Raw genomic sequence first — 20367 nt, forward strand, 5'->3', positions numbered from 1 at the left:
GAGCCTGCTCGATACCAAAGATCCCTGCTTATAAAAATAGACTAATGGACAAGGTAAAACGCCACGCGAGGAAGAAGTCATGCACATATTGCTGACCGGCGGTACTGGTTTGATAGGACGTCAGCTCTGCCGGCACTGGTTGGGCCAAGGTCATCGCCTGACAGTCTGGAGTCGCCAACCTGAAAATGTCGCGAAAATATGTGGTGCCCAAGTGCGTGGAGTTGCACGGCTGGAGGATCTGGGGCAAGAACCTGTCGATGCGATTATCAATCTTGCCGGGGCACCGATTGCCGACCGACTCTGGACGCACAAACGCAAAGCCCTGTTGTGGAGTAGCCGCATCACGCTGACCGAAACCCTTCTGGCCTGGCTTGAAAGCCGCGCACAGAAACCGCAGGTGCTGATCTCCGGTTCTGCAATCGGTTGGTATGGCGATGGTGGCGAACGTGAGTTGACCGAAGAGTCGCCACCGGTCATCGATGATTTTGCCAGTCAGTTATGCATCGCCTGGGAAGAGACCGCACAGCGAGCTGAGGTGCTGGGCATTCGCGTCATCCTTATTCGAACCGGGTTGGTGCTGTCGGCAGAGGGCGGCTTTTTGTCGCGGCTGTTACTGCCGTTCAAACTGGGCCTGGGAGGGCCGATCGGCAACGGCCGGCAGTGGATGCCGTGGATTCATATCGACGATCAAATCGCCCTGATTGATTTTCTTCTGCATCGCAACGAGGCCAGCGGTCCCTATAATGCGTGCGCGCCCGAACCCGTGCGTAATCGCGAGTTTGCCAAAACACTGGGTAGCGTGCTGCATCGCCCGGCGTTCATGCCGATGCCGACCCTTGCCTTGAAAGTAGGCCTGGGCGAATTGTCTTCGTTGTTGCTGGGCGGCCAGCGCGCCACTCCAGTGCGTTTGTTACAGGCAGGTTTCACTTTTAAGTTCACGGATTTGCGCGCGGCTTTGGACGACCTGTCCAGTCGCCTTTGAAATAGGACGTTGCATGACCGATCACGCGTTGCTTCTGGTCAACCTGGGTTCACCTGCCTCCACCTCGGTGGCGGATGTGCGCAGCTACCTCAATCAATTTCTGATGGACCCGTACGTGATCGACCTGCCATGGCCGGTTCGACGGCTGCTGGTGTCGCTGATCCTGATCAAGCGTCCCGAGCAGTCGGCCCATGCTTATGCCTCGATCTGGTGGGACGAGGGCTCGCCGCTGGTGGTGCTCAGCCGTCGCCTGCAACAAGCGATGACCAGTCAGTGGCAACACGGCCCGGTCGAGCTGGCAATGCGTTACGGCGAGCCGTCGATCGAATCGACGCTGGTGCGCCTGGTCGCGGCGGGGCACAAGCGAATCACCCTGGCGCCGCTTTATCCACAGTTCGCCGACAGCACCACGACTACGGTCATAGAAGAGGCGAGGCGCGTGGTACGCGAGAAAAACCTCGACGTGCAGTTGTCGGTGCTCCAGCCGTTCTACGACCAACCGGAATACCTCGATGCGCTGGTGGCCACGACCCGGCCGCATTTGCAGCAGGATTTCGATCACTTGCTGATGAGCTTTCATGGCTTGCCGGAACGGCATCTGAAGAAGCTCAACCCCGGTCACAGCTTCGAGGGTGGCGGTGATTGCTGCGCCGGTGCGCCGCCGGAGGTGGTCGCCACCTGTTATCGCGGCCAGTGCCTGCGTACGGCGGCAGAGTTCGCCAAGCGCATGGGATTGCCGGAGGGCAAGTGGTCGGTGTCGTTTCAGTCGCGGTTGGGGCGCGCCAAATGGATCGAACCCTACACCGAAGCGCGCCTCGATGAGTTGGCCAAAAGCGGCGTGAAAAAGATTCTGGTGATGTGCCCGGCATTCGTAGCCGATTGCATCGAGACCCTGGAAGAGATCGGTGATCGCGGCAAGGAGCAATTCCGCGCAGCGGGGGGAGAGGATCTGGTGTTGGTGCCGTGCCTCAACGATGACCCGCATTGGGCGAAGGCGTTGGCGACCTTGTGTGAAAGGGCACCGATTGCATTGTAGGCATACAAACTGTGGGTTGACGGGCTGTTGTGGCGAGGGGGCTTGCCCCCGTTGGGTCGCGGAGCGGCCCTGAATCCTTCAACCGCGAGTCAACTGACAGACCGCGCTCGCTGGATTTACGACTGCTTCGCAGCCGAACGGGGGCAAGCCCCCTCGCCACAAGGTATTGCCTGAGGCTTTAGATCAGCGGCTCATTCGCCTTCTTGTGCTTCCAGCTGTCATTGCCCGGCAGGATCAGGTTCAAGCCGATCGCCACCACCGCGCACAGCGCGATACCCTTGAGGCCGAAATCGTCCGGCCCGGTGCCGGTGCCGATCAGCACGCCGCCGATCCCGAATACCAGGGTCACCGAAACAATCACCAGATTGCGCGCCTCGCCCAGATCGATCTTGTGGCGGATCAGCGTATTCATCCCCACCGCCGCAATCGAACCAAACAACAGGCACAGAATCCCGCCCATCACCGGCACCGGAATGCTTTGCAGCAGTGCGCCGAATTTACCGATGAACGCCAGGCTGATGGCGAAGATCGCCGCCCAGGTCATGATTTTCGGGTTGTAGTTCTTGGTCAGCATGACTGCGCCGGTCACTTCGGCGTAGGTGGTGTTGGGCGGGCCGCCGAACAGACCGGCCGCCGTGGTGGCGATGCCGTCGCCGAGCAGGGTGCGGTGCAGGCCGGGCTTTTTCAGGTAATCGCGACCGGTCACGCTACCCACGGCAATCACGCCGCCGATGTGTTCGATGGCCGGGGCCAGGGCCACCGGAACGATGAACAGAATCGCCTGCCAGTTGAATTCCGGTGCGGTGAAGTGCGGGATGGCGAACCACGGTGCCGCCGCAATCTTCGCGGTGTCGACCACACCGAAGTAGAACGCCATGCCAAAACCCACCAGCACGCCGGAGATGATCGGCACCAGGCGAAAGATGCCCTTGCCGAAAACCGCGACGATCAGTGTGGTCAGCAGTGCGGGCATCGAAATCATCATTGCCGTCTGGTAATGAATCAACTCACTGCCGTCGCCGGCCTTGCCCATGGCCATGTTGGCGGCAATCGGCGCCATGGCCAGGCCGATCGAAATGATCACCGGCCCGATCACCACCGGCGGCAGCAGGCGGTCGATGAAGCCGGTGCCTTTGATCTTCACCGCGAGGCCGAGGAAGGTGTAGACGAAACCTGCCGCCATCACGCCGCCCATGGTCGCGGCCAGGCCGAACTGGCCCTTGGCGAGAATGATCGGGGTGATGAAGGCAAAGCTCGATGCCAGGAACACCGGCACCTGACGCCCGGTGACGATCTGGAACAGGATCGTCCCCAGGCCGGCCGTGAACAGCGCCACGTTCGGGTCGAGACCGGTAATCAGCGGCATCAACACCAGGGCGCCGAAGGCCACGAACAGCATCTGTGCACCCGACAGCACCGTGCGCCAGAGCGGATCGTTGAACTCTTGCTGCATGGTCACGCGTCCTTCTGCTTGGTGCCGAAGATCTTGTCACCGGCATCGCCCAGCCCTGGGATGATGTAACCGTGTTCGTTCAGTTTTTGATCAATGGAAGCGGTGTAGATGATCACGTCCGGGTGAGCTTTCTCTACGGCGGCGATGCCTTCCGGGGCGGCAACCAGCACCATGGCGCGGATGTCCCGGCAGCCGGCCTTTTTCAGCAGGTCGATGGTGGCAACCATGGAGCTGCCGGTGGCGAGCATCGGGTCGATGATCATCGCCAGGCGTTCGTCGATTTCCGGAACCAGTTTTTCCAGGTAGGTGTGGGCCTGCAGGGTTTCTTCGTTGCGGGCAACGCCCACGGCGCTGACCTTGGCGCCCGGGATCAGGCTGAGCACGCCCTCAAGCATGCCGATGCCGGCGCGCAGGATCGGTACGACGGTTATCTTCTTGCCGGCGATTTTCTCGACCGACACTGTGCCGCACCAGCCTTCGATATCGTAGGATTCCAGCGGCAGGTCTTTGGTGGCTTCATAGGTCAGCAGCGCGCCGACTTCCTGAGCGAGCTCACGGAAATTCTTGGTGCTGATGTCTGCGCGGCGCATAAGGCCAAGTTTATGACGGATCAGCGGGTGGCGGATCTCATGGATGGGCATGGGGAAAGGCTCCGGCGGCGGGCAAAAAAACCGGCCTAGATTAATCTATCCGAGGGTGTTGTCCTATAGACATACAGTACGTTAGTCCACAAACGCTTGATCTGGCCTCGCTTGATGCGTACCTTTGCCCGCTTTTCCTGATTCCGCCACCCCTTTGGAGAGCACCATGTCTGCTGATCTCGAGCATATCCGTCAAATCATGCGAGAGGCTGACTGCCTGTACACCGAAGCTGAAGTCGAGGCGGCCATCGCCCGCGTCGGTGCACAAATCAACGATCAACTGGCGGATTCCAACCCAGTGGTGTTCTGCGTGATGAACGGCGGGCTGATTTTCTCCGGCAAGCTGCTGACCTATCTGCATTTTCCGCTGGAAGCGTCCTACCTGCACGCCACCCGTTATCGCAACGAAACCAGCGGCGGCGATCTGTTCTGGAAAGCCAAGCCGGAAGTTTCTTTCATCGACCGTGACGTACTGATCATCGACGACATCCTCGACGAAGGTCACACCCTGGGCGCGATCATCGACTTCTGCAAGCACGCCGGTGCCCGCAAAGTGCACACCGCCGTGCTGATCGACAAAGACCACGACCGCAAGGCCCGCCCGGACCTCAAGGCCGATTTCGTCGGTTTGCCGTGCATTGACCGCTACATCTTCGGTTATGGCATGGACTACAAAGGTTACTGGCGTAACGCCAACGGGATTTTCGCCGTTAAAGGAATGTAAGACATGGATACGCCTCGCTTTCTGGATCAGACCTTGTTCGCCGAACTGGCCGGGAAAGCCGCGGCCAATCCTCGTGGGCGCCAGCACCACAATTTCCATCAGATGGAAGACGCCTGTCATCGCATGGCGGTGGGGCTGCAGCCATCCACGTATATCCCGCCTCATCGGCATTTGGGCGACAACAAGGCTGAAACCCTGTTGGTCCTCAAGGGGCGGCTGGGTGTGTTGATCTTTGACGAGACCGGTGCGGTGTTGAGCAAGACCGTGCTGCAGGCCGGTGGGGACTGTGTCGGCGTGGACCTGCCAACCGGTGTGTTCCACGGTTTGGTGGTGCTGGAGGCCGACAGCCTGATGTTCGAATGCAAGGCCGGTCCTTACCGCCCGGTCGGCGAGGGTGAGCTGGCGCATTGGGCGCCGCGCGAAGGCGAGCCGGGTGTTGCCGAGTATCAGGCCTGGATGCGCGCGCAGTTCGACTGATCGGTACCCTGTGGGAGCGAGCTTGCTCGCGATGGCGATGTCACTGACACATTGATGCTGGATGTGCCGACGTCATCGCGAGCAAGCTCGCTCCCACAGTGGCTTCTGTGCATTTGAACCACGTCCGTTTGCTCATGCTAGAGTGTTCGGCCCCGATTCCGGAACCTGTCATGAGCCCTTTGATCCGCAGTTGCGCCGCCCTGTTGCTGACCCTCAGCCTGCCACTGGCCGCCGCGCCGGCGCTCATGCACAGTCAATTCCTGCCGCCGGACGATCTCACGCTGCGCGATGCCGATCCAGAACAGCAGCAACTGATGCAGGTCACCGATTATTCGGTGGTGGTCGGCGCTCAGCGTCAATCCAATCAACAGCCGATTCCGGTCACTTCGCCGCTGATGATTCGGCTCAAGGGCAAATCCCTGAACAAGGGCGCCACCATCAGTCAGGTGCTGGTCAACTTCGATGGTGAAAGCAAAAGCCTGAAGAAGCCGGTCTACGACGATAAGAGCAAAACCCTGACCCTCTTTTACCCGCTCGCTCAATACCGGGTAGTGATCGACTTGTTGCGCAACGACACGGTGTATTGCCAGTTTCTCAGCTACGCCAATGGCCATGTCTGGGCTGATCTGCACACCGGCAGCACTCGTCCGCGTTGAGCCTTGAGCCCGCGCAGGGGTAAACTGCCCGCCCCGTGAAATGTCTGCGAGCTGGAGTCGGCAATGCGTAAAGATAAAAAACAAGTGATTGGTGACGAGATCGGTGATGAGCAGATCAAGTTGTTCCTCGATTTCGAACCGGTCGACGCGACTTCTCCGTCCCTGCACAAACTGGTCAAGGCCTACCGTGGCCTGCGCATTGACGATTTCGAGCGTTTCCTGACGTTCTTCGTCGAAGCGGGTTACGACGTGAATGGCAAGGATGAGCACGGCAATGACTTCGTCGCCCTGATCAAGGATCAGCGCAACGCGCCGGACTACATTGAACTGATCGAAAAAGCTCGCGGTTGAGTAAATTTCAGCCATAAAAAAACGCCCCGCTCTCAGTGAGAGCGGGGCGTTTTTTATAAGGCCGAATCAAGCGTAGCTTTCGGTCTCGCTGCTGGCTTCAACCAGTTCCAGGGCAACGTTGTTCTGCGTGTTGATCTTGCGATACAGCGCAGCGTCGGTTTCCAGGACCTTTTCCCGGGCCGGGAAAATTTCGGCCAGTTTGGTGGCCCATTCGCCCTTGGCTTTGTTCGGGAAGCATTTTTCGATCAGCTCAAGCATGATCGAAACGGTCACCGAGGCACCTGGCGAAGCGCCGAGCAGTGCCGCCAGGGAACCGTCCTTGGCCGCGACCAGTTCGGTACCGAATTGCAGGACGCCGCCTTTCTTCGGGTCTTTCTTGATGATCTGCACCCGTTGACCGGCCACTTCCAGGCGCCAGTCTTCAGCTTTCGCCTCAGGGTAGAAGCGACGCAGGGACTCCAGGCGCTGCTCCATCGACTGCATCACTTCGCTGACCAGGTACTTGGTCAGGTCCATGTTGTTTTTTGCCACGGACAGCATCGGCCCGATGTTGCCGGCGCGAACCGACATCGGCAGGTCCATGAAGGAGCCGTGCTTGAGGAACTTGGTGGTGAAGCCGGCGTACGGTCCGAACAGCAGGGATTTCTTGCCTTCAACGACGCGGGTGTCCAGGTGCGGCACGGACATTGGTGGCGAACCCACGGCAGCCTGGCTGTAGACCTTGGCCTGGTGGTGCTTGACCACTTCCGGGTTGTCGCAACGCAGCCATTGGCCGCTGATCGGGAAGCCGCCGAAGCCTTTGCTCTCTTCGATGCCCGAGGCCTGCAGCAGCGGCAATGCCGCACCGCCCGCGCCGAGGAAAACGAACTTGGCGTCGACTTCACGGGTGTTGCCGCTGTTGACGTCCTTGATGCTGACAGTCCAGCCGCCGTTGCTGCGCTTGAGGCCGGTCACGCGCTTGCAGTACTTGACCTGGGCATCGGGTGCGCTGGTCAGGTGCTTGAGCAACTGGTTGGTCAGGGCGCCGAAGTTGACGTCGGTGCCATTGATCACGCGGGTCGCGGCGAGGGTTTCGCCAGGATCGCGACCAGGCATCATCAGCGGCATCCACTCGGCCATTTTGGCCTTGTCTTCGGTGTACTCCATGTCGGCGAAGGCGTGGTGCTTGCTCAGCACCTTGAAGCGTTCCTTGAGGAAGGACACGCCGCTGTCGCCCTGCACGAAACTCAGGTGTGGCACCGGGCTGATAAACGATTTGCACGAGCCGAACGTGCCTTTTTTGGTCAGATACGACCAGAATTGCTTCGACACCTCGAACTGGGTGTTGATGTGCACGGCTTTCTTGATGTCGACGGCGCCATCGGCGGCCTGCGGCGTGTAGTTGAGCTCACACAGCCCGGCGTGACCGGTACCGGCGTTGTTCCACGGGTTGGAACTCTCCGCGGCACCGGAATCCATCAGCTCGACGACTTCCAGCTTGATCGCGGGGTCGAGCTCTTTGAGCAGTACTGCAAGGGTGGCACTCATGATGCCGGCCCCAACCAGTACTACGTCGACTGCTTCGTTATGCGCCATTTAACGCGTCTCCAAAATCTGCAGCACCAAATTGTCGGCATGGCTGCCAGGAGTGACGGGGCGTGTCAGTGTTGCCCCAGGTACCCATGGCAGGATCGCCATGTCCGAATCTTCGCAATTTATCGCAACTTCGACGGACGCTACCTGCCAGGCCTAATGAGCCATATGAACTCATTTCAGCGCGCGGGAGGCAATTCGACTTATGGTCGATACATCCGTTTGTGCAACCAAATCCGTAGCGGACAGGCTTCAGGCTCCGGTGTTCGAGAAATACTCGGTCCTGTGTCGTTGGGCTGTTGTAGACGCTAATGGTGCATGTTCAGACGCAAAACTATTCATTTGCTCGCCACACTCTTGTGAAGTTGTGAAAACCCGTTTTTTTCACGCTCTTTTGAAGACGTGAACCTCAAAAAGGGCTGTCCCAGCCTGGCACCGTGCCCGGATGGATTGCCGCCATGGGATACAGGGCAGGCAAAACGGGCAAACAGCTCAGTGACCGAGCTTAATGACAGCTCTGCAGATTCGCGAAAAGTGGAGGTTTTGCTCAACAAAACAGCAAGCGCGCCAGCTTCACTCGATCTGTGTGGGCGGCTCTCTGTGGGCGGTGCGGGGGTGTCAATACAAGCGCATTGACGATGCTGCGAGGCCCGATCAGGAGACGTCCTTATAATCGGGGGGAGATTGTATCTAAGAAACGCAGGGAAATGGTCGTGTTTAATGACTTTTATTAGGTGTTTGGTCAGGTCGTCATCATTTGCTGTGCACGCGAGCGTGGCCGGTGCTGCTGCGAAACGACGCGGGCACCGGCAGGCAGCGGCTGATTCAGCCAGTTCAAGCGGATCTCTTCGATTTCAACCCAGCCATCGCCCATGGGCTGGAGGCTGCACTGTTTGAAGGCCTGGCAACGGCCGTTGCGGTCGAGCAGGGCGAAGCAGCGATGCAGTGGGCGTGGCGCGAACAGAGAGATCAGATGGCGCATGGCGATATACCGTTTGGGTGTCTGCCGAGAAGATTGCCTGCAGGCCATTACGTGCAAGTGTATGGGGGGTGACATCTGCATGACAGGAACCGCGTTGCCAGGGGCTTGTCAGAGATTTCATCAAACACTGTGAGGTGCTGGTTACCCGCAGTGGCGCACCGCTATACTGCCGGCCTGTTTGTGCCTGATTCTGGAGAGAAGAGCATGTTGCAACGCCTGTTGTTCGGTTTGATCACTGTGACCAGTTTGACCCTGGTTGGCTGCGCCCACAGCCCGCAACAACTGAGCCCGGAACCCAAGCTGACGGCTCAACTGGCGCCCGTCGGCCACGGTCAGCCTGTTGTAGTGCGTGTGGTGGACGGACGTCCGTCGCCAACCCTCGGCACCCGTGGTGGCCTGTACCCGGAGACCAGCGCGATTACCGTACAAGGCGCGCAGATCCTGCCGAAACTGCAGGCTCAGGCCGAAGCTGCCGTGCGCCTGTTGGGTTTCACTCCGACCGCCAATGCGGCGAACGCACCGCAAATCACCGTGACCCTGGCCGAGCTGAAGTATCAGTCGCCTAAAGAAGGCATGTACGTGACCGAAGCGACCATCGGCGCGACCTTCCGCTCGGATGTGCAGAACGCCAACCGTCGCTACAGCGGCCGTTATGGTGCTTCCCTGGACCAGCGCTTCGGTATGGCGCCGAACCAGGAAACCAACACCAAGCTGGTCAGCGATGTGCTCAGTGATGCGTTGACCCGCCTGTTCAAGGACCCGACTGTGGGGCAGGTTCTCGGCGAGTAATGCGAGCCCTCTGTAGGAGCGAGCCTGCTCGCGATGGTCGTTAACGATTACGCGGGGAATCTGATACCCCGCGGCGTCCTCAAGTCCATCGCGAGCAAGCTCGCTCCTACAGAGGGCAAGGGAATCACGCGGCTTGCGAGTAAAAATCCAGCACGCTGACGCCCGTCAGCAAATCCGCCTCCGGCAAATCCGCATGCTGGTGGCCACCGAGTGCGCAATACACCAGCCAGTGGCGGTCCTGAACGTTGAAGGCGAGGCTGCCGACGAGGGCTTGTTGTTCTTCGCTGGGGGTGATGAGGTAAAGACGATCCTGGTTTTCGGCGTGGAGCATGACGTGATCCGTGTCGGTTTCGAGGCGCGCATGTTCGCCGATACAGATGACGAAGCCGTGACTCAGGACAGCTATTGATCAAACGCTTCGTTATTTGTCGGAAACATAGGGCAGGCGCGCAGGCATTCGGTAGAATCCGCGCCGCGGTCGCCGGTCCGGCACCTGCCACCTGTGTTACTTGAGGTTTGTGATGTCGCTGCACTTGATGACGCTGTTTACCGCCCATCCCGCCAAATTGATCAATCTGCTGGCCTTGTTCTTTGCCTTCCCCGGCGGCTGGTTGCTGCACGCCACCCGTCGTCGCGAACTGCGCGCGATGGCCAGTCTGCAGGCGCAGCGCCAGAGCAGCCCCAGCGTAGAGCCCACGCTGGACTGGGCGACCTTGCGCAAGAACCGGTTTTTCTACATCTTCGGCTTTGCCTGCATGGGAATGGCACTGCTGGTGTCGTGGATCAGTACGCAGGTCTGAGGCTGAAGTAAACCCTGTGGCGAGGGGGCTTGCCCCCGTTCGGCGGCGAAGCCGTCGTCACCTCGACAGGGACGCTGTGTCAGAGGGAAAACCTTCTTGGGTTTTAGGGCCGCTTCGCAGCCCAACGGGGGCAAGCCCCCTCGCCACAAAAGCGCCGTCAGGCCGATACCGCTTACAGCGGCAACCCTGCCTTCACCCGGTACTGATTGCGCACCGGTGTCGCATATTGCAGCACCAGGAATGGACGATGCTCTTCAGGGCAGGCGTCCAGGCGGCGTTGCCATTCTTCCTGGGCCTTGGCCAGTTCCTCGGCCGGGAACACTTCGGCGGCTTTCGGCACCTGCAACTGCGGATCGGTGTCCTTCCACTGCGCGTAAGCCAGGTAGTGCACGGGGAACAAGCGGTATCCGCTGAGGATTTGCCGGTCCATCTCGACCGCCAATTGCTTGGTGTCTTCGAACAGTTCGGTGATCGGTGCGGCAAAGTTCACATGCACCCGGCCCTTGTAGCCGGTGATGCCCTTGGCGATGCTCACGTCATCCTCACCCGGCACCTTGGTGTAGCTGCCGGTGGTGGCGCGGATGTATAGCTCGCGGGCTTTGGCCTGATCGCACGGGTCGTACTCGTAGCTGATCGACACCGGGGTCAGGTTCAGCGACTGAATGACTTCGCCGAACGGCTCGTCCTTGCGGCTCATGTGGAACATCTTGAGGATTGCCGATTCGGTACGGTCGTCACCGTCCTTGGCGCGGCCTTCGGCCTGGGCGATCCAGATCGAGGCGCAATCGTTGCGGATCGAATGATTGATGTACGCCGACAACAGCTGATAAGCCGCCATTTTTTCCCGACGTCCGCTGATCGAACGGTGCACGATGAAGCTCTTGTTCAGGCGCATCAGGTCGCTGACGAAAGGCTTTTGCAGCAGGTTATCGCCAATGGCGATGCGTGGCGTCGGCAGGCCGGCGTGGTACACGGCATAGTTGACGAAGGCCGGGTCCATCACGATGTCGCGGTGGTTGGCGATGAACAGATAGGCGCTGCCGGACTTGAATTGCTCCACCCCGGTATAGGTGACACCGTCGGTGGCACGCTCAATGGTGTGGTCGACGTAAACCTCGACTTTGTCCTGCAGCGTGGCCACTGAGGTAATGCCGGCAAACTCACGGCGCAGCCGATGGGCTATAAGAGGTTTGAGTGCCCAGCCTAAAGCGCCGGCGAAACGCGGGAAGCGGAAGTGGGTGAGGATATCTAGAAACGCCTTGTCGCCGAGCAGCCGGTCCAGCACCGCTGGGACTTCGCTGTCGTCGTAAGGTCGGATGGCATCGAATTCGCCCATCATGCTCTCTTGTTAGAAACGGCTAGGGTAAGTAAAGGTTTTGATCGAAAACCGGCGGGGTACGGTCTGAAAAAGTAGCCAGACAAAAATAGCCCTGCAAATAGACCGGCGATTATACGCACAAGTCACTTGGGAGACCGCGATGCTGGAAACTGCGCAATATGAATGTCCGTATTGTGGTGAGGAAGTCGAGACGACGCTGGATTTGTCCGGTGGCGATCAGACCTATATTGAAGACTGCCAGGTGTGCTGTCGGCCGATAACCTTCGTGTTGCAGGTTCATGAAGAGGAATGGCATCTCGAAGTGTTCAGCGAAAACGAGTGAGGAGCGTGTATGCAGCGCATCTACGACCCGGAAAACCTGATGGAAGGCGAGTTGCTGCAAGGCATGCTCGCCAGCGAGGGCATTGAGGCGCATCTGGTGGGACGCGATCTGGTGGGAGCCACCGGTGAGTTGCCGATTTTCGGTTTGCTGGGTTTGGCAGTGGATAACGACCAGGCCGAATACGCCCGCGAGCTGATCACCGCGTACAATGCCGCGCTGCCGCTGTCTGGCGATGAACCGGACAGCTTCCCCGGCACGCTGGTCTGTTAGGCTGGCGTTCGTTTGATCAAGAGTCGTGTTGCCCCATGTGTGGACGTTATGCCCTGTTTCGCTGGAACCCCGCCTTCGCGGCGCTGCCCGGTTTTCCCGCCGACCAGCAGGCGCAGTGGAACATTTCCCCCAATGATTCGGTATTGATGCTACGGGCCGAGCCAGACGGTCAGCGCACGCTGGCCCGCGCCCGCTGGGGCCTGACGCCACCCTGGCTGACCGATCTGTCCCGCACCCCGGCCCACGCCCGCGCCGAAACCGTTGCCGAACAGCCAATGTTTCGCCAGGCCTTGCGTGAGCGCCGCTGCCTGTTGCCGGCCAATGGTTTCTACGAATGGCGCGGCACGACGCGCAAGCGCCCGTATTGGCTGACACCAGGGGAGGGCTCGTCATTATTTTTTGCGGCGATCTGGGAGGCGTATCCGGTGCAGGAGCAGGTGTGGCTGAGTACCGCGGTGATTACCCAGCCGGCAGCGAGCCAGCGGCGGCCGTTGATTCTTGATGAGGCGGGGCAGGCCGTGTGGCTGGATCCCGAGACGCCGCTGCATGCTTTGCAAGCATTGCTGGCCAGTGAACCTGCGGCATTGCGCGAACGGGTGCTGGCCAACATGGTGAATGATCCGAAGCTCAATGGGCCGGAGTGCCTTACTCCGGGTTGAGCTATTGGGTGGCTGAACCGGCCCCATCGCGAGCAAGCTCGCTCCCACATTGGATCTGTGGCGTCACAAATTCCCTGTGGGAGCGAGCTTGCTCGCGATGGGGGCTTCGGATCAGACCCGGAACTGATTGATCAACCGCCGCTGCTGCTCAGCCAGTTTGGTCAAGTCCGCACTGGCCGCACTCGACTCATCCGCACCACCGGCCACTTCATTGGCCACCTGACCGATGTTGATCACGTTGCGGTTAATGTCGTCCGCCACCGCACTTTGCTCCTCGGCCGCGCTGGCAATCTGGGTGTTCATGTCGTTGATCACCGACACTGCCTGAGTAATGGTTTCCAGTGCTTCGGCGGCCTTCGATGCGTGCAGTACGCTTTCGTCCGTGCGGTTCTGGCTGTCCTCCATGACTCGCACCACATCCCGGGTGCCTTGCTGCAGTTGCTGGATCATGGTCTGGATTTCTTCGGTGGCCTTTTGCGTCTTCTGCGCCAGGTTACGCACCTCGTCGGCCACCACGGCAAAACCTCGGCCCTGTTCACCGGCACGGGCGGCTTCGATGGCTGCGTTAAGGGCCAGCAGGTTGGTCTGCTCGGCGATCCCGCGAATGGCGGTGAGGATGGCGTTGATGTTTTCGCTGTCCTTGGCCAGGGTTTGCACCACGCCGACGGCCCGGCCGATCTCCACGGCGAGGGCACCAATGGAGTTCGAGGTGTCGCGCACGATCTGCATGCCCTGGCTGGCGGCCTGATCGGCATGGCTGGCGGCCTGTGCGGCCTGGGTCGCATTGCGCGCGACGTCCTGGGCGGTGGCGGTCATTTCCTGTACGGCGGTGGCCACTTGATCAATCTCGGCCATTTGCTTGTGCACACCGGTGTTGGTGCGGATGGCGATGTCGGCGGTGTGTTCCGACGAATCGCTGACGCTCTGCACCGAAGTCACCACTTGGGTGATCATCGCCTGCAACTTGGCCAGGAAAGTGTTGAAGCCTTTGGCGATCGAGCCCAGTTCATCGGCGCGATCGCTGGTCAGGCGTCGGGTCAGGTCGCCTTCGCCCTGGGCGATATCGTCGAGCATGGCCACCATCTGCTTGAGCGGGCGGGCGATGCCGTGGCCCACCAGCCAGATCACCAGCAAGCCGATACCGGCAATCACCAGGCCAACCATCGCCATGCCGAAGGTGTCGGATTTGCGCTGCGCGTCCAGGTCGGCCTGGAGCTTTTGCAGGTCGGCCATGACCGCATTCAGCGGCAACTGCAGCATCAGGGTCCAGCGGGCGTCGGTCTGGCCGATGCCGAACGGCAGGTACAACTCGATCCGGCCCTGGGCCTTGTCGACGGTATAGGTGACTTCGCCGCGCTTGAGATTGGCCATGTTGGCGATCTGTTTGCTGTCGAGGATGTCGCTGACCTTCTCGCCGAATTTGCTCGGATCCTTGGTGTAGGCAACGATCCGGCCATTGCCGCCGATCAGGGCCATTTCCCCGGCGCCGCTGTAAAGCTTCTGGTTGGCGCCCAGGAGCATTTCCTGGATGAAGTTCACCGACAGGTCGGCGCCGACGATGCCCTGGAAGGCACCGTTGAGCATGATTGGCTCAATAAAGGAGGCGAGCATGACGATTTTGTCGCCCACCTTATAAGGCGCCGGGTCGATCACGCAGGATTTTTTGGTTTCTTTCGAGCACAGGTAGTACTCGCTGGCGCGCACGCCAGTGGACAGGGTTTTCTGGTCGTCGACGTCCACCAGTTTGTCCAGACCCAGGGTGCCGTCGTCGTTGCGGAACCACCAGGGCAGGAAGCGCCCGTTGCTGGCGTCGATGCCGACCACCTGGGTGCCGACGTAGGCCGCATCGTTGTGATCCAGCGCGTCTTTTTCCCAGCCGATGTAGGTGCCGAGGATTTTCGGGTTCTTGACCACGTTTTCCTTGATCAGGCCGATCAGTTGCTCGCGGCTAAGGCTCAGTGAAGGCTGGCCATCGGTACCCGGTGTGCCGATCAGGGCGTTGACCCGCACCAGTCCGCCGGCAATCAGCAGCGGTGCTTCGAGTTCGCGCTGGATCTGGCTGACCTGGGTTTGCGCCAGGGACGTCAGGCGTTGTTCGATGACTTGCTCGAATTGGGCCTGGGTCCGCTCCTGGACCATGTCTTGCGTCCGGGCGCCGGAGAACAGTGCGTACACAACCAGCGCTGCCACGACACTAAGGACAATGGCGCCGGCAAGGGCCGCCACGGAAAACTGGATCGACTTGAATTTCATGGGGGCTCCGCACGCGAAAGGACGTCTGCCCAGGTGTATCGGCAGGGTGACGGGCGGGCATGAGCGCGGGCAGTTGAAAGGACCGTTTTTGCGTGCCGGATGTCGTAATTGAATCAATGAGCGGCGTGATGGGCTGCGGGTTGTCGCCGTATGTGAATTTTTTCTACGGCGATGAGAGCTTTGTTCGAATTGTGCGTCTTACGTCCATTGTATCTGGCGTCGATACATTTCCACGCTTAGGATAAACGGCATGTTTTCAGAGAGTTTTTTGATGAACAAGATTTTGGTTGTCAGTGCACTGAGCGCAGCGCTGTTGCTCGCCGGCTGCCAGTCGGTCAATACCACCAAAGGCGGCGCTGTAGGCATTGAGCGCAAGCAGTACATGTTCAGCATGTTGTCCTCGCAACAGGTCGACCAGATGTACGCCCAGTCCTATCAGAAAACAGTGGGCGAAGCGTCCAGCAAGGGTGTGCTGGACAAGACCAGCAATGAAGCCCAGCGGGTTCAGGCGATTGCCGACCGGCTGATTGCCCAGGCGCCGAACTTCCGTCCGGACGCGGCCCAGTGGAAGTGGGAAGTCAACCTGATCAAGAGCGATGAGCTCAACGCCAACTGCGGCCCTGGCGGCAAGATCATTTTCTACACCGGGTTGATCGACAAACTGCAACTGACCGACGATGAAATCGCCGCGATCATGGGCCATGAAATCGCCCACGCCCTGCGTGAGCACGGTCGTGAAGCGATGTCCAAGGCTTACGGCATCGAAATGGCGAAGCAGGGCGCGGGTACATTGCTCGGGTTGGGGCAGGACAGCCTGGCCCTGGCCGATACCGTGGCCAACTACGGCATGACCTTGCCCAACAGCCGTGCCAATGAAAACGAAGCGGACCTGATCGGCCTGGAACTGGCCGCCCGCGCCGGTTACAACCCGAATGCCGCGATCACCCTGTGGAACAAGATGAGCAAGGCCTCGGAAGGTTCGCCACCGGAGTTCATGAGCACTCACCCGGCGTCGTCGAGTCGTATTGCGGCGTTGCAGGCGGCGATTCCGAAGGTCATGCCTTTGTATGAGCAGGCCAAGAAGTCTTGACTATCAGATGCTGAAAATGTGGCGAGGGGGCTCGCCCCCGTTGGGCTGCGAAGCGGCCCCATTACCTGCAGCCGCAATTCAACAGTTACACCGCGGTTGCAGGATTTACGACTGCTGCGCAGCCGAACGGGGGCAAGCCCCCTCGCCACAGATTGATCTCAGTACCCGGGTCAAACCCACCCGCTGCTCTGCATCGCCTTGTACACCGCGACAATCGCCAGGATGAAGAACGCCGACGCCGCCAGTCGACGGATCAGGGTCAACGGCAATTTGTCCGCGGCAAAGTTACCGGCCAATACCACGGGCACGTTGGCAATCAGCATGCCGAGGGTGGTGCCGATGATCACCAGCCACAGCTCCGGATACTGCGCAGCCAGCATCACGGTCGCGATCTGCGTCTTGTCGCCGATTTCCGCCAGGAAGAACGCGATCAGCGTGGTCAGGAACGGCCCGAACTTGCGGGCGGTGCTGGCTTCGTCGTCATCCATCTTGTCCGGGACCAGGGTCCACAGCGCCGTGGCGGCGAAGCTCGCGGCGAGGATCCAGTGCAACATCGTATCGGAGAAGAAACTGCCGACCCAGGCGCCCACTGCACCGGCGGCCGCATGGTTGGCCAGGGTCGCGGCGACGATACCGGCGATGATCGGCCAGGGCTTGCGGAAACGGGCAGCGAGAATGAGCGCGAGCAGTTGCGTCTTGTCGCCGATTTCGGCCAAGGCAACGATTGCGGTAGGTACGAGTAGTGAATCCAGCATCAGGGGTTTTCCTAAGGGGCGGGTCGACACGGCTATGACACGTACAGCCCCCCCGCCCCGGGTAAGGTGTTCGTGTCATAGGTCTTGTCAAACCCTGCGATCCATCTGATGTGGATGCTTGGGTCGCATGCGCCATGGTCTGAGGACCAAGTATGTTGACGCATGCCGGACGAGCGTGGCGCTCGTGGGAGACTACTCCCCTAGGACGGAGCGGATTCTGCCTTTGCAAAACCCATTCGGCAAGCCTTCTTTTTCAAAGAAGTTCTATCCGCGCTTGGCTCGGTAGATCCGGAAGCCCTGTCCTTCGGCCTTGATCGCGCACACACCAAGATGCTCTTCGATCAATGGTTGATACTTCAGGAAGCTATTCGCTACCAGGCGAAGTTCGCCACCGTTTTTCAGATGTTTGGCCGCTTTTCGCAGCAAGTTCTCCGTTGCGAAATAGTCGGTGTGCACGCCGACATGGAACGGCGGATTGCTCAGGATCGCACTCAAACCCATCGGGGCGACATCGATGCCGTCACCGGTAATCACCTCGGCTTCCAGACCATTGGCCGCCAGGGTCAGGCGACTGCTGGCAGCGGCAAAGGCATCCACATCCAGCAACGTGACCTGGTTGTGCGGGTAACGACGTTTCACTGCCGCGCCCAAGACCCCTGCGCCGCAACCGAAATCGAGCAAGTGACCGCTGGGCAGTTTGTCCAGATGTTCCAGCAGCAGCGCGCTGCCGCGATCCAGGCGACCATGGCTGAACACCCCCGGCAGGCTGATGACCTTCAACGGGCCTTCGGCCAGCGGCAGTTCATAGGTCTGCGCCAGGCTCTCCAGCGGTTTGGCTTCAGGCGCGTTGGCCACGGTGACCAGCCAGAGCTGGCAGTGGCGCGCGCTGTCGAGTTTGCGTGGCTTGCCGAACGGGTTGAGTTGTTTGGCGGCACCTTCGATGCCGCTTTTTTTCTCGCCGACCAGGTACAGCTCGCGGCCAGCCAGCCGCGAGGCGAGGGCGTTGAGAATGTAGTCGGTCAGGTCCTTGGCCTTAGGCAGAAACACCACCGCTGTATCGAACTCGCGCTCGGGAGCATTCACACCAAAATGGCTGCGCTCGGCGAAGCGGGCGTCCAGCGCGGCCTGATCGCCGGCGTGCCAGCACCAGCCATGAGCTTCGGGCAGACGGCCCAGCAAGTCGTCGGCGGGCAAGCCGGCCAACAACACCGAACCCTGGAATAACTCGGCCTGACGAAGCAGTACTTCACTGCGCGGATCCATAACTGCTCCTGTGAAAAAAAGTGCCGCAGTTTATCAACTGACGACCCGCCGCGCCTTACCGCTGAAGTATCCCAGTGCGTTTTCGGTCACCTGGCCAACGATTCGCTGGCGCGCTTCGCGGCTGCCCCAGGCGTTGTGCGGGGTGACGATCAGGCGCGGGATGTCATGGGCCAGCAGCGGATTGCCGTTGACGGGAGGCTCGACGCTCAGCACGTCAGTGGCGGCGCCGCCCAGATGCCCGTTGCGCAAGGCGTTGGCCAGCGCCTGTTCGTCGATCAGGCCTCCGCGGGCGGTGTTGACCACGAACGCGCCGGGTTTCATCGCGGCCAGTTCGCGGGCGCCGATGAAGTGGCGGGTGTGTTCGTTGAGCGGGCAGTGCAGGGTCAGGGCATCGACTTGCGGTAGCAGTTCATCCAGTGGCAGGCGGTCCGGCCGTGCAGGGCGCCCTGGAATTTGCCCCAGCACAACGCGCATACCGAAGGCTTCAGCCAGCCGTGCGACCGCGCCGCCCAATTCGCCATGGCCCAAAAGACCAAGGGTTTTGCCTTCGAGTTCGACAATCGGGTAATCCAGCAAACAGAATTGTTTGGCTTGCTGCCAGCGGCCTTCGCCGACGGCTTTTTGATAATCGGCCAGGCGCGTGGCCAGGTTGAGCAGCAGCATGATCGTGTGCTGCGCCACCGACGGTGTGCCGTAGCCCTGGCAGTTGCACACGGTAATCCCGTGGGCGCGGGCGGCGGCGAGGTCGACATTGTTGGTGCCGGTGGCGGTGATCAGGATCAGCTTGAGATCAGGGCTGGCGGCCATGGCGGCGGCATCGATCAGGATCTTGTTGCTGATGGCGACGGTCGCACCCTTGAGGTGTTCGATGACTTGATCGGGCAAGGTCTGGGCGAACAGCTGCAAATCGCTGAAACAACTGCGCAGCGGGTCGAGGTCAAGGTCGCCGAGGTCCAGGGACGGGTGGTCGAGGAAAACGGCGCGGCGGGTGTTCGTCATCAACTGTACCTTTTGTGCAATGAACTGAAGGCGTAATCTGCCGAGCCTACCAGATGAAATAACTAGTTAAGCTTGGCCTGAAGGAGCCCCCATGTACTGGACAGAGTTCTTGACCGTTGCCCTGATTCACCTGCTGGCCGTGGCCAGCCCTGGCCCGGACTTTGCCGTGGTGGTGCGCGAGAGTGTTACCCACGGTCGTCGCGCGGGCACCTGGACCGCACTGGGTGTGGGCACGGCGATTTTCCTGCACGTGGGTTACTCGCTGTTGGGTATCGGCCTGATCGTGTCCCAGTCGATCGTGCTGTTCAATGCCTTGAAATGGGCCGCCGCCGCTTACCTGCTGTACATCGGTTACAAGGCGCTGCGCGCGCAACCGGCCAAGTCTGTGGCTGACGACCTGCACAAGGAAGCCGGCGAGCGCACCGCCCGTGGTGCCTTCACTTCGGGTTTCGTCACCAACGGTCTCAATCCGAAAGCCACGCTGTTCTTCCTCTCGCTGTTCACTGTGGTGATCAACCCGCACACGCCGCTGGCCGTGCAGGCCGGGTACGGGGTTTACCTGGCGGTGGCGACAGCGACCTGGTTCTGCCTGGTGGCGATGTTGTTCAGCCAGCAGCGCGTACGCGCCGGTTTCGCCCGCATGGGGCACTGGTTCGATCGGACCATGGGCGCGGTGCTGATCGCGATTGGCGTGAAGCTCGCTTTTACCGAGATGCACTGATCAGATATCTATCCCTGTAGGAGCTCGCTCGCGATGCGCGTCAACGATAACGCTTGATATCTGACCCCCGCGGTAATCCCGGGTTCATCGCGAGCAATCGAGCGTCGACCGGCTGCTCCTACAGATGATCAAACCTTGCGAATGATGGCGCAGAGCTATCATTCATGGGGTTCTGCAAATCATTCCTTTGGCTGATTTGGCTGACGTTCAAGGGCACTACAGTGCGTACTTTC

General features: G+C 60.2%; 23 protein-coding genes, 1 pseudogene and 1 riboswitch. Of the genes and pseudogenes, 13 read left to right on the forward strand and 11 right to left on the reverse strand.

Features of this window, described 5'->3' with window-relative positions; translation table 11 throughout:
* The first annotated feature begins 79 nt into the window (after positions 1 to 79).
* Both KW840_RS00270 and hemH read left to right on the forward strand, forming a co-directional pair.
* Positions 80 to 982, forward strand: coding sequence for a TIGR01777 family oxidoreductase (locus KW840_RS00270; RefSeq protein WP_218494213.1), 903 nt, complete (start codon positions 80 to 82; stop codon positions 980 to 982).
* Positions 983 to 995: 13 nt separating this feature from the next.
* Positions 996 to 2018, forward strand: a complete 1023-nt coding sequence (gene hemH / locus KW840_RS00275) for a ferrochelatase (protein WP_057713327.1) — start codon at positions 996 to 998, stop codon at positions 2016 to 2018.
* A gap of 178 nt (positions 2019 to 2196) precedes the next feature.
* Here hemH and KW840_RS00280 read toward each other — a convergent pair whose 3' ends face one another.
* Positions 2197 to 3471, reverse strand: coding sequence for a uracil-xanthine permease family protein (locus KW840_RS00280; RefSeq protein ID WP_057713328.1), 1275 nt, complete (start codon positions 3469 to 3471; stop codon positions 2197 to 2199).
* Between the two features lie 2 nt (positions 3472 to 3473).
* Entirely contained in the window at positions 3474 to 4112 is a 639-nt protein-coding gene (upp, locus tag KW840_RS00285) for a uracil phosphoribosyltransferase (RefSeq protein WP_053159679.1), read from the reverse strand.
* Between the two features lie 166 nt (positions 4113 to 4278).
* Here upp and KW840_RS00290 point away from each other — a divergent pair, with 166 nt between their 5' ends.
* From KW840_RS00290 to KW840_RS00305, 4 genes are all read left to right on the forward strand, one after another.
* A complete protein-coding gene (locus KW840_RS00290) occupies positions 4279 to 4836 on the forward strand; it encodes a hypoxanthine-guanine phosphoribosyltransferase (RefSeq protein ID WP_008045996.1) in 558 nt (185 codons plus the stop codon).
* Between the two features lie 3 nt (positions 4837 to 4839).
* Positions 4840 to 5313 (forward strand): WbuC family cupin fold metalloprotein, encoded by a 474-nt coding sequence (locus KW840_RS00295; RefSeq protein ID WP_218426678.1) that lies wholly within the window; start codon positions 4840 to 4842, stop codon positions 5311 to 5313.
* Positions 5314 to 5483: 170 nt separating this feature from the next.
* Positions 5484 to 5969: a hypothetical protein gene (locus KW840_RS00300; protein ID WP_218494214.1), complete on the forward strand. Its 486-nt coding sequence runs from the start codon at positions 5484 to 5486 to the stop codon at positions 5967 to 5969.
* Between the two features lie 63 nt (positions 5970 to 6032).
* On the forward strand, positions 6033 to 6320 hold the full coding sequence (locus tag KW840_RS00305; protein ID WP_015096805.1) for a PA4642 family protein: 288 nt from the start codon (positions 6033 to 6035) through the stop codon (positions 6318 to 6320).
* 66 nt (positions 6321 to 6386) lie between these two features.
* Here the strand turns inward: KW840_RS00305 and mqo are convergent, their stop codons facing one another.
* Together mqo and KW840_RS00315 are read right to left on the reverse strand one after the other, a co-directional pair.
* Positions 6387 to 7895 carry a malate dehydrogenase (quinone) gene (gene mqo / locus KW840_RS00310; protein WP_218494215.1) on the reverse strand — a complete coding sequence of 503 codons (1509 nt, stop codon included), beginning with the start codon at positions 7893 to 7895 and terminating at the stop codon, positions 6387 to 6389.
* 739 nt (positions 7896 to 8634) lie between these two features.
* Positions 8635 to 8874 (reverse strand): hypothetical protein, encoded by a 240-nt coding sequence (locus KW840_RS00315; protein ID WP_057713332.1) that lies wholly within the window; start codon positions 8872 to 8874, stop codon positions 8635 to 8637.
* A gap of 204 nt (positions 8875 to 9078) precedes the next feature.
* Between KW840_RS00315 and KW840_RS00320 the strand changes: the two genes are divergently transcribed.
* Positions 9079 to 9663, forward strand: coding sequence for a YajG family lipoprotein (locus KW840_RS00320; protein WP_057713333.1), 585 nt, complete (start codon positions 9079 to 9081; stop codon positions 9661 to 9663).
* Between the two features lie 124 nt (positions 9664 to 9787).
* On the opposite strand, the gene KW840_RS00325 is transcribed toward KW840_RS00320, so the two are convergent.
* Positions 9788 to 9994 carry a hypothetical protein gene (locus KW840_RS00325; RefSeq protein WP_033052291.1) on the reverse strand — a complete coding sequence of 69 codons (207 nt, stop codon included), beginning with the start codon at positions 9992 to 9994 and terminating at the stop codon, positions 9788 to 9790.
* Between the two features lie 190 nt (positions 9995 to 10184).
* Here KW840_RS00325 and KW840_RS00330 point away from each other — a divergent pair, with 190 nt between their 5' ends.
* Entirely contained in the window at positions 10185 to 10463 is a 279-nt protein-coding gene (locus tag KW840_RS00330; RefSeq protein ID WP_057713334.1) for a hypothetical protein, read from the forward strand.
* 172 nt (positions 10464 to 10635) lie between these two features.
* Here KW840_RS00330 and KW840_RS00335 read toward each other — a convergent pair whose 3' ends face one another.
* Positions 10636 to 11802, reverse strand: coding sequence for a 1-acyl-sn-glycerol-3-phosphate acyltransferase (locus KW840_RS00335; RefSeq protein ID WP_057713335.1), 1167 nt, complete (start codon positions 11800 to 11802; stop codon positions 10636 to 10638).
* Positions 11803 to 11941: 139 nt separating this feature from the next.
* Here KW840_RS00335 and KW840_RS00340 point away from each other — a divergent pair, with 139 nt between their 5' ends.
* From KW840_RS00340 to KW840_RS00350, 3 genes are read left to right on the forward strand one after another with little or no spacing between them, the layout of a single operon-like run.
* Complete coding sequence (locus KW840_RS00340; RefSeq protein WP_053159662.1) at positions 11942 to 12124, forward strand: CPXCG motif-containing cysteine-rich protein; 183 nt, start codon at positions 11942 to 11944, stop codon at positions 12122 to 12124.
* A 9-nt stretch (positions 12125 to 12133) separates the two neighbouring features.
* Complete coding sequence (locus tag KW840_RS00345) at positions 12134 to 12394, forward strand: putative signal transducing protein (protein ID WP_057713336.1); 261 nt, start codon at positions 12134 to 12136, stop codon at positions 12392 to 12394.
* 35 nt (positions 12395 to 12429) lie between these two features.
* The gene (locus tag KW840_RS00350; RefSeq protein WP_154909519.1) at positions 12430 to 13053 is read left to right on the forward strand and encodes an SOS response-associated peptidase; all 624 of its coding nucleotides are present in this window, start codon (positions 12430 to 12432) and stop codon (positions 13051 to 13053) included.
* A 111-nt stretch (positions 13054 to 13164) separates the two neighbouring features.
* Here the strand turns inward: KW840_RS00350 and KW840_RS28870 are convergent, their stop codons facing one another.
* Both KW840_RS28870 and KW840_RS28875 read right to left on the reverse strand, forming a co-directional pair.
* Positions 13165 to 14007 (reverse strand): methyl-accepting chemotaxis protein, encoded by an 843-nt coding sequence (locus KW840_RS28870; RefSeq protein ID WP_371318439.1) that lies wholly within the window; start codon positions 14005 to 14007, stop codon positions 13165 to 13167.
* A 12-nt stretch (positions 14008 to 14019) separates the two neighbouring features.
* Positions 14020 to 15306 (reverse strand): annotated as a pseudogene (locus KW840_RS28875) (HAMP domain-containing protein); the annotation flags it as partial.
* A 271-nt stretch (positions 15307 to 15577) separates the two neighbouring features.
* Here KW840_RS28875 and KW840_RS00360 point away from each other — a divergent pair.
* Positions 15578 to 16396, forward strand: a complete 819-nt coding sequence (locus tag KW840_RS00360) for a M48 family metallopeptidase (RefSeq protein ID WP_090457990.1) — start codon at positions 15578 to 15580, stop codon at positions 16394 to 16396.
* Positions 16397 to 16566: 170 nt separating this feature from the next.
* On the opposite strand, the gene KW840_RS00365 is transcribed toward KW840_RS00360, so the two are convergent.
* The 3 genes from KW840_RS00365 to KW840_RS00375 form a co-directional block, all read right to left on the reverse strand.
* Positions 16567 to 17151, reverse strand: a complete 585-nt coding sequence (locus KW840_RS00365) for a TMEM165/GDT1 family protein (protein WP_008016665.1) — start codon at positions 17149 to 17151, stop codon at positions 16567 to 16569.
* Between the two features lie 90 nt (positions 17152 to 17241).
* Positions 17242 to 17364, reverse strand: a riboswitch (yybP-ykoY riboswitch).
* Between the two features lie 51 nt (positions 17365 to 17415).
* Positions 17416 to 18414, reverse strand: a complete 999-nt coding sequence (locus tag KW840_RS00370) for a class I SAM-dependent methyltransferase (RefSeq protein ID WP_218494216.1) — start codon at positions 18412 to 18414, stop codon at positions 17416 to 17418.
* 33 nt (positions 18415 to 18447) lie between these two features.
* Positions 18448 to 19413, reverse strand: a complete 966-nt coding sequence (locus tag KW840_RS00375) for a 2-hydroxyacid dehydrogenase (RefSeq protein WP_218494217.1) — start codon at positions 19411 to 19413, stop codon at positions 18448 to 18450.
* A gap of 91 nt (positions 19414 to 19504) precedes the next feature.
* Between KW840_RS00375 and KW840_RS00380 the strand changes: the two genes are divergently transcribed.
* On the forward strand, positions 19505 to 20134 hold the full coding sequence (locus tag KW840_RS00380) for a LysE family translocator (protein WP_057713341.1): 630 nt from the start codon (positions 19505 to 19507) through the stop codon (positions 20132 to 20134).
* The last annotated feature ends 233 nt before the right edge of the window (positions 20135 to 20367 follow it).

Origin of the sequence: Pseudomonas sp. PDM30, assembly GCF_019218985.1 — a bacterium.
Lineage (GTDB): Bacteria > Pseudomonadota > Gammaproteobacteria > Pseudomonadales > Pseudomonadaceae > Aquipseudomonas > Aquipseudomonas jessenii.